Source organism: Sphaerotilus sp. (assembly GCF_041083715.1).
In the GTDB taxonomy this organism is placed as follows: Bacteria; Pseudomonadota; Gammaproteobacteria; order Burkholderiales; family Burkholderiaceae_C; genus Sphaerotilus.
Genome location: NZ_JBFPGY010000405.1, coordinates 1 through 15691, shown reverse-complemented (window position 1 = coordinate 15691; position 15691 = coordinate 1). Strand labels below are relative to the sequence as shown.

Here is a 15691-nt window from a genome sequence, read left to right as displayed (position 1 = left end):
GCCGAGGCGGGCGCCACCGGCTTCGTCACCGCCGACCCGCTGCTGGCCCGCCACGCGCAGCGCCTGGGCCTGCAGCCGCCGGTCGAACTGCTTGGCTACCATCCCGAACCATGACCGTCCACACCGACCCCGCCGACTCGCCCCTGGGCAGGACCGTCGCCACCTACCGCGACACCTACGCCCCCGAGCTGCTGTATCCGATGTCGCGCACGCCCAAGCGCGAAGAGCTCGGCATCACCGCCGCCAACAGCCGCCTGCCCTTCCTGGGCGCCGACCTGTGGACGGCGTTCGAGCTGTCCTGGCTCACGCTGCGCGGCAAGCCCGAGGTCGCACTGGCCACGTTCACGGTGCCGTGCGAATCACCGAACATCATCGAAAGCAAGTCGCTCAAGCTCTACCTCAACAGCTTCAACATGACCCGCTTCGAGTCGGTGGAGGCGGTGCGCGCGGTGCTGGTGCGCGACCTGAGCGCGGCCACCGGCGTGCGGATCGGCGTGAAGCTGGTGCTGCCCGAGGCCTTCGACGCGCAGCCGATCCACGAACTCTCCGGCCTGTGCCTGGACCGCATGGACATCGACTGCGACGTGTTCCAGCCCGCCCCCGAACTGCTGACCGCGGCCCTCGACGAGCTGCCCGTCACCGAGACGCTCACCTCCAACCTGCTCAAGAGCAACTGCCTCGTCACCGGCCAGCCAGACTGGGGCAGCGTGCAGATCACCTACAGCGGGCCGCAGATCGACCAGGCCAGCCTGCTGCGCTACCTCGTGAGCTTCCGCGGGCACAACGAATTCCACGAGCAGTGCGTCGAGCGGATCTACATGGACCTCCTGACCCGCTGCCAGCCCGTCAAGCTGCAGGTCTACGCCCGCTACACCCGCCGCGGCGGCCTGGACATCAATCCCTGGCGCTCCAGCTACCCAGCGGCCGCGCCCGTCAACGTCCGGACGGCACGCCAATGAGCAGCCCGGTCGCCCTCACGCTGTACGGCATTCCGAACTGCGACACCGTCAAGAAAGCCCGCGCCTGGCTGGCCGAGCACGCGGTGGCCGTCACGTTCCACGACTTCAAGAAGCAAGGCGTGCCCGAAGCCGCCCTGGACAGCTGGATCGCCCAGCTCGGCTGGGAGACGCTGCTCAACCGCAGCGGCACGACCTGGCGCCGGCTCGATGACGCCACCAGAGCCGCGGTCACCGACGCGGCCAGCGCCCGCACGCTGATGCTGGCCCAGACCAGCGTCATCAAGCGCCCGGTCGTGCAGTGGCCGGACGGGAGCCTCACCGTCGGCTTCCGCCCGGAGCGGTTCAGCCAGCGGCTGATTTGACACCCTGCAGTTCGAAGTCCGCGGAGGCCACCACGGCGCCGTTGACCTGCAACTCCACCCGGTGCGCGCCAGGGTAGTAGACCCGGGTCGTGATCGGCCGCACCGCGTGCTGCTTCGCCAGCGTGCGCGTCTCGCCCGGCAACAACGTCAGGTTCCAGCCCTTGAAGACCTTGGGGGAGGTTCCGCCATTGGCCTTCACATGGTGGATCACGACGTCGGCCACCAGCGCCTGCGGCCGGCGTGACAGCGAGGTCAGTGTCACCGAGAGGTGCACGCGCTCGCCCAGCGTGATCTGCGCCGGGGTGATGGCCAGTTCGGCACGGCCCAGCAGCGCCTCGCCCTGCCCCCAGGCGGCCAGCACCGCCGCGTCACCCGCCTTGATCAGCGACCGGCTGGCGTGGCGCAGCAGCACACGGCGCTCGACCGACGCCCCCGGCAAGTGGCGCTGCAGCCAGTCCGCGACGACTGCGGGGTGGTCCTTGGCGATGTCGTTGAGGTGGTTCGCCACCGAGCGGCGCACGTAGGGACTCGGATCGTCCTGCAGGGCCGCCAGCAGCGGCAGCGTCGGGGTCGGATCGGCGATCAGCGGCCGCAGTTGCAGGCCCCAGGGCAGACGCGGCCGGCTGCCCTCGCTGACGAGGCGGCGCACGTGCGGACTGGGATCGTCGCACCAGCGCCGCAGCGTGGCGAACACCGTGTCCGGATGCCGCAGCAGCAGCGGCCGGATCGCCCACTCGGCGGTGAAGCGCTGCGTCAGGGCGTGCAGCGCCTGCAGTGCACGGTGCGGATCGTCCAGCCCGCGGCGCGCCACCCATTCGCCCACCGGCCACAGCGCCCAACCGGCCAGGCCCGCCGGGCCGGTGCGCAAGGCGCCCAGATCGCCACCGGGCACCAGCGGTGCCAGTGCCGCTTCCAGCATCTCCACGCCTGCCGTGAACCCGGCAGGCAGCGTCGACTCCAGCGCATCGGCCAGCTGCATCGCACGGGCCTTGAGTTCCAGCGCCTCCAGTCCGTCGAGCGCCAGCTGCTCGAAACGCATGTGGTCGAACACCGGCGCGACCCGCCGGAGGTGCGCCCCGATGGCCTGGACCACCGCAGGGTCCAGCAACAACTTGAAAGGTTCGGTCATCAGCTCAGGCGGAAAATGGCCCCCAGTGTGTACTGAAAAACCCTCATCCCATTCCTTAGGCGTGGATCGCCCCGCAGCCATGGCGACTACAGTCGGGGCGCCTCCCCACTCCCGCCACACCCTCTGCGCCCTGCCGTGAAGTTGCCTCCCCCCACGCACCGTGGCCGGTGGCAGGCCGTTCGCACGACGGGCAAGATCGTGTTCGGCCTCGTGCTGGCAACTGCGCTGGCCGCCATGCTGGCGCTCGGGATGGCCGTTGCCCGGCTGTGGCCCGACCTGCCTCCGCTCGACAAGGTCACCCACTACGAACCACAGCAGCCGCTGGTCGTCTACACCGCCGACGGGGTGCAGATCGGGCAGTTCGGCGCCGAGCGGCGCCAGTTCGTGCCGATCGCGGACATTCCGGCCATGCTGCAGGGCGCTGTGCTCGCGATCGAGGACACCCGCTTCGAGCAGCACTTCGGCATCGACCCGCTCGGCATCGCACGCGCCCTGCTGGCCAACCTCGGCGGCGGCATGCGCCAGGGTGCATCGACCATCACGCAGCAGGTGGCGCGCAACTTCTTCCTCTCGCCCAGCAAGACGCTGGAGCGCAAGCTCAAGGAAGCCCTGCTGGCCCTGCAGATCGAGCGCAGTCTCAGCAAGGCGCAGATCCTGGAGCTGTACATGAACCAGATCTACCTCGGCCAGCGCGCCTATGGCTTCGCCGCAGCGGCCCAGGTCTACTTCGACAAGCCGCTGTCGGCGCTGTCGATCGCCGAGTCGGCCATGCTCGCCGGGCTGCCGCAGAACCCGAGCTATGCCAACCCGGTCACCAACATCGACCGCGCCCACGCCCGGCAGGCGCTGGTGCTCGCCCGGATGGAAAAGGTCGGCCTGATCACACCGGACGAGCACGCCGCCGCGCTGGCGGAAACCATGGCGATCCAGCTGCCAACGCACACCGAGGTCCACGCCGAGTACCTCGCCGAAATGGTGCGCCAGGCGGTGGTTGCCCGCTTCGGCGAGACGGCAAACACGCAGGGCTACAAGGTCTACACCACCGTGCGTGCCGCCGAGCAGCAGGCCGCCTACGCCGCGCTGCGTGCCACGGTGATGGACCACGAGCGCCACCAGCCCTGGCGCGGCCCCGAAGCGCACGAGGCGCTGCCGTTCCTGCGCGGTGCCGAGCTGGAGCGTGCAGCGGCCCAGGCCTTGCGCGACCACCAGGACGACACCGACCTGCGGCTGGCCATCGTCACCGAGTACGGCCAACGGGGCGTGACGGCGCAGCTCGCCACCGGCGAAACCATTCAGCTGACGGGCGCCGGTCTTGCCCTCGTGCGGGCCGCGCTGCTGCCCGATGCACCGGAAGAACTCGCGATCCGCCGTGGCGCGGTCGTCCGGCTGGAGCGGCGCGACTTCGGCTGGGCCATCGGCCAGTGGCCACAGGTGCAGGCCGCCTTCGTCGCGCTGGAGCCGGGCAGCGGACGCATGCAGGCCCTCGTCGGTGGATTCGATTTCACGCGCAGCCCCTTCAACCGGGCGACACAGGCGTGGCGACAGGCGGGTTCCAGCATCAAGCCGTTCCTCTACTCCGCGGCACTGGAGCAGGGCGTGATGCCCGACACCCTCGTCAACGACGCGCCACTCCTGCCCGCCAGCGTCGGCGACACCGAAACCGCTGCCACTGGCTGGCAGCCCCGCAACGCCGATGGTCGCTTCGACGGCCCGATCACCGTGCGGCAGGGACTCGCGCGGTCCAGGAACCTCGTCAGCCTGCGCCTGCTGCAGCAGATCGGCCAGCGCAGCGCCCGTGACTGGATCAGCCGCTTCGGCTTCGACCCCGCGCGGCTGCCGGACGACCTGACGCTGGCGCTCGGCTCCGGCAGCACCACGCCGCTGCAGCTGGCACAGGCCTACGCGCTGCTCGCCAACGGCGGCCGGGACACGACCCCGGTCTTCATCGACCGCATCACGAACGCGCAGGGCATGGTCGTGTTCCAGCCGCCGCGCCTACCCCCGCACGAAGCCGACAGCCACGTCATTCCGGCGCGCAATGCCTTCCTCGTCAACTCGATGCTGCAGGACGTCACCCGCACCGGTGGCACGGCCGCACTCGCCCAGCGCACGCTGCAGCGCAACGACCTCTACGGCAAGACCGGCACCACCAACGACGCCGTCGACGCCTGGTTCGCCGGCTTCCACCCCAGCGTCGTCGCAGTGGCCTGGGTGGGCTTCGACGAGCCGCGCAGCCTGGGCGAGCTGGCCTCCGGCAGCGCGCTGGCGTTGCCGATCTGGATCAGCTTCATGGACAAGGCGCTGGCCGGGTTGCCGGAGACGATCCCCGCCGTGCCGGATGGCGTCGTGCGCGTCGGCGAGGACTGGCGCTACACCGAATGGGCACAGGGCGGCCATGTCGAGCAGATCGGCATCAAGCCCCCGACGGCCGCGAGCGAACCACAGACGGAGCCAGCCACCTCGGTGGCCATGCCCGCGCCGTGACGGGAACTTGACCCCGCGCAAGGCACGGCAGACCCGGACCCGCGAAGCTGCAGCGATCGGCTGACGCCAGGAGCACGCCCTTGCGCATTCCCCAGCAAGCCACGTCCGCCCGGCAGGGTCTGGCCGGCGAGGAGGCCCGCCGTCGCCTCGCGGCCGAAGGCCCGAACGAACTGCCGGGAGCCCGCCCGAAATCCACCGCGGCGCTGGTCCGGGAGGTGGTGACCGAGCCGATGTTCCTGATGCTGCTGGGCGCTGGCGGCCTCTACCTCGCGCTGGGCGACCGGGCCGAGGCGCTGTTCCTGCTGGGCTTCGTCGGAGTGGTCATCGGCATCACGCTGGCCCAGGCGCGGCGCACGCAGCGGGCGCTGGAGGCGCTGCGCGACCTGTCCGCGCCCAGGGCGCGGGTGGTGCGTGATGGTCAGACGCAGCGCATCGCCAGCCGCGAGGTGGTGCGCGGCGATCTGCTGGTGCTGCACGAAGGGGACCGGATCGCCGCGGATGCGTGGCTGTTCGAGGGCCAGCTCTCGGTTGACGAGTCGTTGCTCACCGGCGAAGCGGTGCCGGTCGACAAGACCCCCGCACCCGCTTGGCCGGCCACCGAACTGGGCGCGCCCGGTGGCGACGGCACGCCCTTCCTCTTCGCCAGCACGGTGATCACCCGGGGCACCGGACTGGCCGAGGTGCGCGCCACCGCAGGCGGGACGGCGGTGGGCCGCATCGGCCTGGCCCTGGACACCACGCCCGAGCCCCCCTCTGCGCTCCAGACCGACTCGCGCCGCCTCGTGCGCCAGCTGGGTCTGGCAGCTGCGGTACTGGCGAGCGCGCTGGTGCTGCTGGGCTGGCTGTGGGATGGCCATGCGCTGCTGGACAGCCTGCTGTCCGGCATCGCGCTGGCGATGGCGATCCTGCCGGAGGAGATCCCGGTGATCCTGACCGTCTTCCTGGCGCTGGGTGCGTGGCGCCTGTCCGGGCAGCGGGTGCTGGCGCGGCGCGTCTCGGCAGTGGAGGCGCTGGGGGCCATCACGGTGCTCGCCGTCGACAAGACCGGCACGCTCACCCGCAACCAGATGGAGGTGGCCGAGTTGCAGTGCGGAGAGACTGTCTGGTGCGACACACCGCCGGGGTCGGAGCTGCCGGAGGCCCTGCACCCGCTGGTCGAGTTCGCCATGCTGGCCACGCCGCCCGACCCGTTCGACCCGATGGAGCAGGCCATCCAGGCCTTCGGCCGCCGCCACCTGTCGGCGACGGAGCATGTGCACGCGGCCCACCCGCCCGACGCCGAATACCCGCTCAGCCCCGACCTGCTCGCCATGACCAGGGTCTACACGGTGCGTCCGCCCGCGCCCGGCCTGCGGCCCTGCCTGCTGGCGACCAAGGGAGCGTCGGAAGCCGTGGCCGACCTGTGCCACCTGGCCCCTGCAGCGCGGGCACGGATCCAGCACCAGGTCGAGGCCATGGCCGCCCGTGGACGCCGGGTCCTGGGGGTCGCCGAGGGCCGCTGGATGGCCCCGGCGGCCGTCGCCGGGGCCACCGCCGCGCCGGTCTGGCCCGTCCACCAGCACGACTTCGAGTTCACCTTCCTCGGGCTGATCGGACTGGCGGACCCGCCCCGGGCGGAGGTGCCGGACGCCATCGCGCAGTGCCGGCAGGCGGGAGTGCGTCTGCTCATGATGACCGGCGACCACCCGGCCACCGCCAGCGCCATCGCCCGCCAGGTCGGCCTGAGCGACCGGCCGGAGGTGCTCAACGGCGCAGCGCTGGCCGCGCTGGACGACACCGCGCTGCGCGAGCGCCTGCGCCACGTCGACCTGTGCGCCCGGCTGCAACCGGTGCACAAGCTGCGGCTGGTGCAGTTGCTGCAGGCCAGCGGCGAGGTCGTGGCGATGACCGGCGACGGCGTCAACGACGCTCCCGCGCTGAAGGCCGCCGACGTGGGCATCGCCATGGGCGAACGGGGCACCGATGTCGCCCGCGAGGCCGCGGCGCTGGTGCTGCTGGACGACCGCTTCACCAGCATCGTCGCCGCCATCCGCCAGGGCCGGCGCATCTACGACAACATCGGCCACGCGGCACGGTTCACCTTCGCCGTGCATGTCCCGATCATCGCGCTGGCGCTGGTGCCGGCGCTGGTGCATGCGCCGGTGCTGCTGCTGCCGGTGCACATCGTGCTGCTGGAGCTGCTGATCGACCCGGCCTGTTCGGTGGTGTTCGAGGCGGAGCCGGAAGCCGCCGACGTGATGACCCGCCCGCCGCGCGCTGCGGAGCATTCACCGTTTTCCTGGCGCAATCTGGTCGACGGCGGACTGCAGGGCACGTGGCTCGCGGCAGTGCTGCTGGCCGGAGATGCCTGGCTGGGGCAGTGGCAGACCGACGCAGCCCAGACACGCACGGCGGTGTTCACGGCGCTGGTGGCCGGCGTCTACCTGCTGACGCTGGCCAACCGCAGCCCGCGCGCGACCAGCATGGCCCGCAATCCCTGGCTGATCCGGATGGGCGCGGCGGTGCTGGTGCTGCTGCTCGCGCTCATGGGGGTGCCCTGGTTGCGCCAGCTCATGGGGCTGGCCTGGCCGACACCGGCCTGCGCGCTGGTCGGCGTGGCCATGGTGGCCACAGGGGCCGGTGGACTCGCCGTGCTCAGGGCGCTGCGCCGACGCTGACCATCCCCGCCGCCGCGCGCTGGTCCAGGTGCGTCAGGTACAGCCGCAGATCGAACTCCAGCTGGTGATAGTCCGGCTCCATGTGACAGCACAGCGCGTAGAAGGCCTTGTCGTGCGCGCGCTCCTTCAGGTGGGCGAGTTCATGCACCACGATCATCTTCAGGAATGCCGCCGGTGCCTCGCGGAACAGGCTGGCGACCCGGATCTCGCGCTTGGCCTTGAGCTTGCCGCCCTGCACGCGCGAGATGGTGGTGTGGGTGCCCAGGGCGTGCTGGATGACCTTGAGCTTGGGGTCGTAGAGCACCTTGGCGATCGGCTCGGCACTGCGCAGGTAGCGGCTCTTGAGTTCCTGTGTGTAGTCGTAGAGCGCACGGTCGGTGCGGACCTCGTGCGGCTCGGGGTGGCGCCTGGACAACAGGGCACCGAGCTTGTCCTGGGCGACCAGCTCAAGCACCTGCGCCTGCAGATCGACCGGGTAGCCGCGCAGGTACTTCAGCGTGGTCGCCTCGCCGGGCGCGGGAGTCACTTGCCGCCGCCCTGGTAGACATCGCGCGGATCGTCGAGCGACGCGGCGTTCAGCACCTTGCCGTCGAAGTCGTAGGTGACGCGGAACACCTTGCGTGTCTGCCCATCGAGCCAGCGCCAGTCCCAGACCTCCTCCTTCTTGAGCTGGAAGGCCTGCTTCTCGGCGGGCTGACCGAGCAGGCGGCGCACCTCGGCCACCGACATGCCCGGCTGGACCTTGGCGAAGTAGCTCGGGTGCAGCACCTGGCGCAGGCCGGCCATCTTGCCGTCCGGGCCGATGGTGATGAAGTAGTTGGTACTGCCTTCCGGCTGACGGGTGTATTCGAAGACCCGCGTGCCATCGTCCAGGCGCTGGATGTCGAGCGGTGTGCCGAACTCGCGCATCACGTCCATCTCGGTGGCCACGCCCTCTTCGAGCTTCGCGATCTTCTGCTGGTCGCAGCCGGTCAGCAGCGCCAGCGCCGCCAGCATCAACGGCAGCACGCCACGGGTGAACAGGTGTTTCATGGTCGTCAATGGTTCGGGTTTCACGGTTCAGATGGACGGAATCGGCCGCAGCGGTCCGGTGAACGATTCACGCGCGGGAGGCGCCGGCAAAGGTTCGAACTCGATGCGCTGTTCCGGCACATCGCAGTCCGGCAATTGGCCCAGCAGATGCCGGATCAGCGTCAGCCGACCACGCCGCTGGTCGTTGAAGTCCACCAGCGTCCACGGCGCGTGCTTCGTGTGGGTGGCCTCCAGCATCGCATCACGGGCTGTGCCGTATTCGCGGTACTTCAGCCGCGCCTTCAGGTCGATCGGCGAGAGCTTCCAGCGCTTGAGCGGGTCGCTGCGGCGCTCGGCGAAGCGCTCCTCCTGCTCGGCCTGGTCGACGGTGAGCCAGTACTTGAACAGCAGGATGCCGTCATCGACGAGCTGCTTCTCGAACACAGGCGCCTGCTTCAGGAAGCGCTGCACCTCGTCCTCGCTGCAGTAGCCCATCACCCGCTCGACGCCGGCGCGGTTGTACCAGCTGCGGTCGAACAGCACGATCTCGCCGGCCGCGGGCAGGTGCGCGATGTAGCGCTGGAAATACCACTGCGTGCGCTCGATCTCGGTCGGCTTGGCCAGCGCCACGGTGCGGCACTGGCGCGGATTCAGGCAGCTGCTGACTGCACTGATCGCCCCACCCTTGCCAGCGGTATCACGCCCTTCGAAGACCACCAGCACCCGCTTGCCATGGTGCGCCACCCAGCGGGCCAGCCGGTTGAGTTCGACCTCCAACGGCTCCAGCGCCTCGGCGTAGGCCGACTTGCCGAGGTGGTCGGAATGGTCGTCCGACTTCTTGCCATTCTTGTCCTTGTCCTTGCCCATGGTCTGCGCTCCTGGTGTCCACCGATCCGTTGGTCCCTGTCAACCACGCGCCGCCGACTCGGCCAGCACGTCCTTGAGCAGCCGCGCCTTCGCCTTGCGGCCCTTGATGTTGCCCTTGCTCAGCCGGTCGGCCGCCTGTCGTGCCACTTTGGTGTCGACGGCGACGTAGGTCTGGAACTCGGTGACGTTGATCTTGCCGATCTGCGCCGCCGTGTAGCCGGCCTCGCCGGTGAGCGCGCCCAGCACGTCGCCGGGGCGGATCTTGTCCTTGCGGCCGCCCAGGATCTGGATGGTCTGCATCGGCGGCACCAGCGGTGGCGCGTCCTCGACCTCGGCGTTGAACAGCTCGGCCAGCGGCGACCACACCGTCTCGCGGCCCTGCAGCACCTCGATGCGGCCGACGCGGCCCATCTCGTCCAGGCTGGCGAGGCTGAAGGCCAGGCCTTCCTCGTCCGCACGGCCGGTGCGGCCGACGCGGTGGATGTGGACCTCGGTGTCGGGCGTGATGTCCACGTTGATGACCGCTTCGAGCTGCGCGATGTCCAGGCCACGCGCCGCCACGTCGGTCGCCACCAGCACCGAGGCGCTGCGGTTGGCGAACTGGATCAGCACCTGGTCGCGCTCGCGCTGCTCCAGGTCACCGTGCAGCGCCAGCGCCTCGAAACCCGAGGCCACCAGCACGTCCACCAGATCGCGGCAGCGCTGCTTGGTGTTGCAGAAGGCGATCGCGCTCTCGGGGCGGTACTTCTTCAGCAGCAGCGTCACCGCGTGCAGGCGCTGGTCCTCGGCGATCTCGTACCAGTGCTGGCGGATCTTGCTGGGCGCGTGCACCTCCTGCAGCTTGACCTCGCGCGGGTCGCGCATGAACTGGCGACTCAGGTTGGCGATGCCTTCGGGGTAGGTGGCCGAGAACAGCAGCGTCTGGCGCTGGCGCGGGCACTGGCGGGCGATGGAGGCGATGTCGTCGTGGAAACCCATGTCGAGCATGCGGTCGGCTTCGTCGAGCACCAGCGTGTTGAGCACGCCCAGCACCAGGCTGCCGCGCTCCAGGTGGTCACCGATGCGGCCGGGCGTACCGACGACGATGTGCGCGCCGTGGGCGAGGCTGTCGATCTGCGGGCGCATGGTCGAGCCGCCGCACAGGGTCAGGATCTTGATGTTGTCCTGCGCGCGGGCGAGGCGTCGGATCTCCTGCGTGACCTGGTCGGCGAGTTCACGGGTCGGGCACAGGACCATGGCCTGCACGTCCTGGCACGCCACGTCCAGCCGGGCCAGCAGCGCCAGCGCGAACGCCGCCGTCTTGCCGCTGCCGGTCTTGGCCTGTGCGATCAGGTCGTGGCCGGCCAGCGCCAGGGGCAGGCTGGCAGCCTGGATCGGGGTCATCCGCGTGTAGCCGAGCTGGTCGAGATTGGCCAGCATGGCCGGCGACAGCGGCAGGCGCGAAAAGGAGTCGGGAGCGTTCGTAGGTTCTTGCATGGGCGGATTATCCGGGCAGGCGAGAATGCGTCCCCATGCACCGCACCATCTTCGACACCCCCGGCGTCAACAGCGCCTTCCGGGCGCTCTCCGCGGCCGTGTTGCGCCTGTCCGGCTGGAAGGTCGAAGGTCACTTGCCGCCCGAGGCCGCCAAGTGCGTGATCATCGCCGCGCCGCACACCAGCAACTGGGATCTGCCGTACACGCTCATGGTCGCCTTCGTGCTGAACCTGAACATCCACTGGATGGGCAAATGGCAGATCTTCCGTGCGCCATTCGGCGGCCTGATGCGCTGGCTGGGTGGGATCGCCGTGCGCCGAGAGACCTCGACCAACTTGGTAGCCGCCTCTGCGCAGGCACTGGTGGACGCCAAGGGACCGGTCCAGTTGATCGTGCCGCCCGAAGGCACGCGCAGCAAGGTGCGCTACTGGAAGACGGGCTTCTACTACATCGCCCTGAACGCCCAGGTGCCGATCGTGCTCGCCTACCTCGACTACCCCCGCAAGGTCGGCGGCCTCGGCCCCGTGTTCCACCCGACCGGGGACATCGAGCGTGACATGCGCACCATCAAGGCCTTCTACGCCGACATCCGCGGGCGCAACGCGGACCAGTTCGATGCACAGGCCTGACCCGCTCTTCCACGCAGTGCTGTCGGTCGCCCTGCTGCTGCCGCTCGCGGCCAGTGCGGCAGACCGGGTGCGCTGCCACGTCGACTATGGCGGCGAGACGCGCACCATCGAGGCCGGGCCCGTGGCCAGCACGCTGGCGGTCGCGCCCGTCGAGATCGGTTCATATTTCCGCTTCCGCCTCGTGCTGCAGCGCACGCGCGGGCTACCCGACGAAGTCCGCATCGAAACCTTCGCCGACCGCGACGACGGACCGGTGCTGATCCACCAGGGACGCTACGCCGCACCACGGCGCAGCGGTGGATTCACCGGACACCAGACCGTCTACGAACCCGTGCGCGACGGCGAACTGCAGTACTGGTGCGAATGGAAGTCCACGAAATGATCCGCCTGCAACAAGTGCTGCCCGTGACCGTCCTGCTGGCGCTGACTGTGCTCTCGCCTGCTGCGCTGGCCGCCAGGGCGCAGGCGTCTGCCGTGCGCCTGATTTTCGCTGGCGACGTGATGCTGGACGACGGCCCGGGGCGCACCATCGCGGCGGGCGGCGATCCGCTGGCGGCGTTCGACGCGGTGCTGCGCGACGCCGACTACACCATCGGCAACCTGGAGTGCCCGATCGCCACCACCGGCCAGCCGATGGACAGCAAGATCTTCACCTTCCGCGCCGATCCAAAGGTGCTGCCGGTGCTGCAAGGACGGTTCGATGCGCTGGCCGTGTCGAACAACCACTCCGGTGACTACGGCCGCGGCGCATTCGTGGAAACCATGCAGCGCGTGAAGGCGGCGGGCATCGCGGTCTTCGGCGGCGGCGACAACCTGCAGGCCGCCCACGCACCGCTGTGGATCGAGCGCAAGGGACTGCGCATCGCCGTGCTGGGCTACAACGAGTTCAAGCCGCGGGCGTTCGAGGCCGGCACCACCTGGCCCGGCATCGCCTGGAGCGACGACCGTGAAGTCGTCGCCGACATCCGGGCCGCGCGGCGAGCGGGTGCCGACGTGGTCATCCCCTTCATGCATTGGGGCTGGGAGCGCGAGCCACACACCAGCGTCCGCCAGCAGCAACTCGCCCGGCGCATGATCGACGCAGGCGCAGACGCTGTGGTCGGCGGGCATCCGCATGTCACCCAGGGCGCCGACACCTACAAGGGCCGGCCGATCATCTGGAGTCTGGGGAATTTTGTGTTCGACGGCTTCACGCTGCCACCGGCGCGCACCGGCTGGGTGCTGCGCATGTCAGTGGACCGCCGCGGCGTGCGCACGTGGGACACGGTGGAAGCGCAGATGGACGACACCGGAACGCCCACGCCACGCTGGGGCCGCCATACGCCCTGCGGCTGGCGGGGCGAATCGACGGTCATGCGCTGTCAGGCACCGCCACCCGAGCGTTGAGTGTCGAAGCTGACGCGAGGCCCGTCCGGCAATTCGATCTTGACTTCGAGCACCTCGAGGTTGTCGTGCCGCTCCAGGTGGACCTTGATGTCGCTCGGGCTGATCGACACGTACTTGGTCACCACGGCCAGCAGTTCGCGCTGCAGCGCGGGCAGGTAGTCCGGGCTGGCACTGCGCGACGTGCGCTCGTGGGCCAGGATGATCTGCAGGCGTTCCTTGGCCACCGTCGCGGATTTCTGCTTTTCACCGAGCATGAATGATAGAAACCCCATGGGGTCACCTCGCGCCAAACAACCGCTTGAAGAAACCCGGCTTCACCAGTTCGATGAACCGCATCGGCTTCTCTTCGCCCAGGAAACGCGCCACCACATCCTTGTAGGCTTCGGCCGCATCCGCTCCGGCCATGTGGATCACCGGCACACCCTGGTTCGACGCCTGCAGCACCACTTCCGACTCCGGAACCACACCGATCAGCTTGATGCGCAGGATCTCGTGGATGTCCTCGATCGACAGCATCTCCCCGCCCTGAACCCGGGTGGGGTTGTAGCGGGTGATCAGCAGGTGCTCCTTGACAGGCTCGCGGCCTTCGATCGCGCGCAAGGTCTTGGAGCTGAGCATGCCGAGGATGCGGTCCGAGTCGCGCACGGACGAGACCTCTGGGTTCGTCACCACCAGCGCCTCGTCGGCATAGTGCATCGCCATCATCGCGCCCGTCTCGATGCCTGCCGGCGAGTCGCAGACGATGAACTCGAAGTCCATCTCGACCAGTTCCTGGAACACCCGCCCGACGCCTTCCTTGTTCAGCGCTTCCTTGTCGCGCGTCTGGGAGGCCGCCAGCACGAAGAGGTTCTCGCAGTGCTTGTCCTTGATCAGGGCCTGCTGCAGGTGCACTTCGCTGTTGATGACGTTGATGAGGTCATAGACCACGCGGCGCTCGCACCCCATGATGAGGTCGAGATTGCGCAGGCCGACATCGAAATCGATGACAACCGTCTTGTGTCCCCTGAGCGCCAGCCCTGAAGCGAAGCTGGCGCTGGTGGTGGTTTTTCCGACGCCGCCCTTCCCGGAGGTCACCACAATGATCTTGGCCATCCGTCGAGGTCCTTTCTGTTGACTTGTTTGTTATTTGCTGACTTGGGGGAAACATCCGCCCTGGAAATGCCGCGCACGCGTCAGGCCTTGATGGGTTCGATGATCAGGGTGTCACCATCCAGCCGAACCTGGGCAGGTTTTCCGCGAACTTCCAGCGGCAGCGGTGGATCGGTGGTCTGGTATATCCCGGCAATGGAGATCAATTCCGGTTCCATGCATGTGGTGAATATCCGCGCATTCACATCCCCCGTCGCACCCGCAATTGCCTTGCCACGCAGCGGGGCATAGACGTGGATGCTGCCATCCGCAATCACTTCCGCGCCATGGTTGACCAGCGCGAGAATGACCAGATCGGAGCCCTTGGCGTAGACCTGCTGTCCGGAGCGCAAAGGACGGTCAATCACCATGATCGACGATGCTTGCGACACGACGGGAGGCGCGGAGGCGGAGGCCCGTGAAGGCGGTGGCCCTTCCTGCGGAGGCACCTCGCAGAGACCCACCGCCTGGGCTGCGCTCATCTGTGCGGGCGATCCACCCCGGACCGCCACCGGCACCATGCTGTAGCTGCGCAGGAGTTCGATCAGCCCTCGGAAATCGATCTCGTCCGGAGAATCATGGATGTGCGCCAGGTCGATGAGGACCGGATCCTGATTGAAAAATTCAGTCGATGGCCCCAGTCGGACCTTGAGTTGCTCCGCCAGTTCCCGCAAGTGGGGAGACTTCACCACCAGAGCGACCAACGTGAGCGTGGCGCTTTTCAGATCAAACACAGCAGGCGAGTTTCCCGGAGAGGCTAGAGCCATGTGACATCAATCGACGGCAGGTAATTCGAAGAGTGTACCCATTCGATGGCATCGCAATGGCGCACCTTTCCACGCGAATGAGAACTGTAGCGAGAACAGGCAATTGAATTATCAAAGCGGTGAATTTTCACCGTTACATTCAGTCTCTTCCTCACCCAGAAAACCCCCACTCTGCCGCGCCCAGAGCCGCGCATACAGCCCGCCCTGCGCCAGCAAGCTCTGGTGGTCGCCCTGCTCGACGATGCGCCCCTGGTCGAGCACGATGAGGCGGTCCATCGCGGCGATGGTGGACAGGCGGTGGGCAATGGCCACGACCGTCTTGCCCTCCATCAGCGCGTACAGGCTGGCCTGGATGGCAGCTTCGACTTCGGAGTCGAGCGCGCTGGTGGCTTCGTCGAGCAGCAGGATCGGCGCGTCCTTGAGCATCACCCGGGCGATGGCAATGCGCTGGCGCTGTCCCCCTGAGAGCTTGACCCCGCGTTCACCGACGTGGGCATCGAACCCCTGGCGACCGGCAGGATCGCTGAGCGTGCGAATGAATTCGATCGCCTCGGCCCGGCCGGCCGCATCGATCATGGCCTGGTCGCCGGCATCGGGACGGCCATAGAGGATGTTGTCGCGCACCGAACGGTGCAGCAGCGAGGTGTCCTGCGTGACCATGCCGATGTGCTCGCGCAGGCTGTCCTGCGCGACACAGGCGATGTCCTGACCGTCAACCAAGATGCGCCCAGATTGCACATCGTGGAAGCGCAGCAGCAGGTTGACGATGGTGGACTTGCCGGCACCAGAGCGCCCGACCACACCGATCCTCTCGCCCGGACGGATGTGCAGCTTCA

General features: G+C 68.6%; 16 protein-coding genes. 7 read left to right on the top strand and 9 right to left on the bottom strand.

From position 1 onward, the window contains the following. Positions 1 to 110 precede the first annotated feature (110 nt). Both queF and AB3X43_RS19065 read left to right on the top strand, forming a co-directional pair. Positions 111 to 959 (top strand): NADPH-dependent 7-cyano-7-deazaguanine reductase QueF, encoded by an 849-nt coding sequence (queF, locus tag AB3X43_RS19070; protein ID WP_369431455.1) that lies wholly within the window; start codon positions 111 to 113, stop codon positions 957 to 959. Continuing rightward, positions 956 to 1321 (top strand): ArsC family reductase, encoded by a 366-nt coding sequence (locus tag AB3X43_RS19065; protein WP_369431454.1) that lies wholly within the window; start codon positions 956 to 958, stop codon positions 1319 to 1321. Before queF ends, AB3X43_RS19065 begins: the two co-directional genes overlap by 4 nt. Here the strand turns inward: AB3X43_RS19065 and AB3X43_RS19060 are convergent. Further along, positions 1302 to 2450, bottom strand: coding sequence for a DNA alkylation repair protein (locus AB3X43_RS19060; protein WP_369431453.1), 1149 nt, complete (start codon positions 2448 to 2450; stop codon positions 1302 to 1304). The two genes, AB3X43_RS19065 and AB3X43_RS19060, sit on opposite strands and share 20 nt — an antisense overlap. 135 nt (positions 2451 to 2585) lie before the next feature. Here AB3X43_RS19060 and AB3X43_RS19055 point away from each other — a divergent pair, with 135 nt between their 5' ends. Both AB3X43_RS19055 and AB3X43_RS19050 read left to right on the top strand, forming a co-directional pair. Next, complete coding sequence (locus tag AB3X43_RS19055) at positions 2586 to 4934, top strand: penicillin-binding protein 1A (RefSeq protein ID WP_369431452.1); 2349 nt, start codon at positions 2586 to 2588, stop codon at positions 4932 to 4934. An 86-nt stretch (positions 4935 to 5020) separates the two neighbouring features. Further along, positions 5021 to 7591, top strand: coding sequence for a cation-translocating P-type ATPase (locus AB3X43_RS19050; RefSeq protein ID WP_473965152.1), 2571 nt, complete (start codon positions 5021 to 5023; stop codon positions 7589 to 7591). Here the strand turns inward: AB3X43_RS19050 and AB3X43_RS19045 are convergent. The 4 genes from AB3X43_RS19045 to dbpA are packed head-to-tail and all read right to left on the bottom strand — an operon-like array spanning position 7569 to position 10945. Next, complete coding sequence (locus AB3X43_RS19045) at positions 7569 to 8087, bottom strand: YgjP-like metallopeptidase domain-containing protein (protein WP_369431456.1); 519 nt, start codon at positions 8085 to 8087, stop codon at positions 7569 to 7571. The genes AB3X43_RS19050 and AB3X43_RS19045 overlap by 23 nt on opposite strands. A gap of 26 nt (positions 8088 to 8113) precedes the next feature. After that, positions 8114 to 8623, bottom strand: coding sequence for an outer membrane protein assembly factor BamE (locus AB3X43_RS19040; protein ID WP_369431450.1), 510 nt, complete (start codon positions 8621 to 8623; stop codon positions 8114 to 8116). A 27-nt stretch (positions 8624 to 8650) separates the two neighbouring features. Continuing rightward, positions 8651 to 9469, bottom strand: coding sequence for a polyphosphate kinase 2 (ppk2, locus tag AB3X43_RS19035; protein ID WP_369431449.1), 819 nt, complete (start codon positions 9467 to 9469; stop codon positions 8651 to 8653). Between the two features lie 39 nt (positions 9470 to 9508). Next, positions 9509 to 10945: an ATP-dependent RNA helicase DbpA gene (gene dbpA / locus AB3X43_RS19030; protein WP_369431448.1), complete on the bottom strand. Its 1437-nt coding sequence runs from the start codon at positions 10943 to 10945 to the stop codon at positions 9509 to 9511. Between the two features lie 35 nt (positions 10946 to 10980). Here dbpA and AB3X43_RS19025 point away from each other — a divergent pair, with 35 nt between their 5' ends. The 3 genes from AB3X43_RS19025 to AB3X43_RS19015 are packed head-to-tail and all read left to right on the top strand — an operon-like array spanning position 10981 to position 12960. Beyond that, positions 10981 to 11574, top strand: coding sequence for a 1-acyl-sn-glycerol-3-phosphate acyltransferase (locus AB3X43_RS19025; protein WP_369431447.1), 594 nt, complete (start codon positions 10981 to 10983; stop codon positions 11572 to 11574). Beyond that, entirely contained in the window at positions 11561 to 11956 is a 396-nt protein-coding gene (locus AB3X43_RS19020; RefSeq protein WP_369431446.1) for a hypothetical protein, read from the top strand. Before AB3X43_RS19025 ends, AB3X43_RS19020 begins: the two co-directional genes overlap by 14 nt. After that, positions 11953 to 12960 (top strand): CapA family protein, encoded by a 1008-nt coding sequence (locus tag AB3X43_RS19015; RefSeq protein WP_369431445.1) that lies wholly within the window; start codon positions 11953 to 11955, stop codon positions 12958 to 12960. The genes AB3X43_RS19020 and AB3X43_RS19015 overlap by 4 nt, the downstream gene beginning before the upstream one ends. Here the strand turns inward: AB3X43_RS19015 and minE are convergent. The 4 genes from minE to AB3X43_RS18995 all read right to left on the bottom strand — a co-directional run. Then, positions 12936 to 13232, bottom strand: coding sequence for a cell division topological specificity factor MinE (gene minE / locus AB3X43_RS19010; RefSeq protein WP_369431444.1), 297 nt, complete (start codon positions 13230 to 13232; stop codon positions 12936 to 12938). The two genes, AB3X43_RS19015 and minE, sit on opposite strands and share 25 nt — an antisense overlap. Positions 13233 to 13236: 4 nt before the next feature. After that, positions 13237 to 14052: a septum site-determining protein MinD gene (gene minD, locus AB3X43_RS19005; protein ID WP_369431443.1), complete on the bottom strand. Its 816-nt coding sequence runs from the start codon at positions 14050 to 14052 to the stop codon at positions 13237 to 13239. Between the two features lie 80 nt (positions 14053 to 14132). Then, on the bottom strand, positions 14133 to 14855 hold the full coding sequence (gene minC, locus AB3X43_RS19000; RefSeq protein WP_369431442.1) for a septum site-determining protein MinC: 723 nt from the start codon (positions 14853 to 14855) through the stop codon (positions 14133 to 14135). Between the two features lie 111 nt (positions 14856 to 14966). Further along, the coding region (locus AB3X43_RS18995; RefSeq protein WP_369431441.1) for an ABC transporter ATP-binding protein at positions 14967 to 15691 on the bottom strand (725 nt) is incomplete at its 5' end.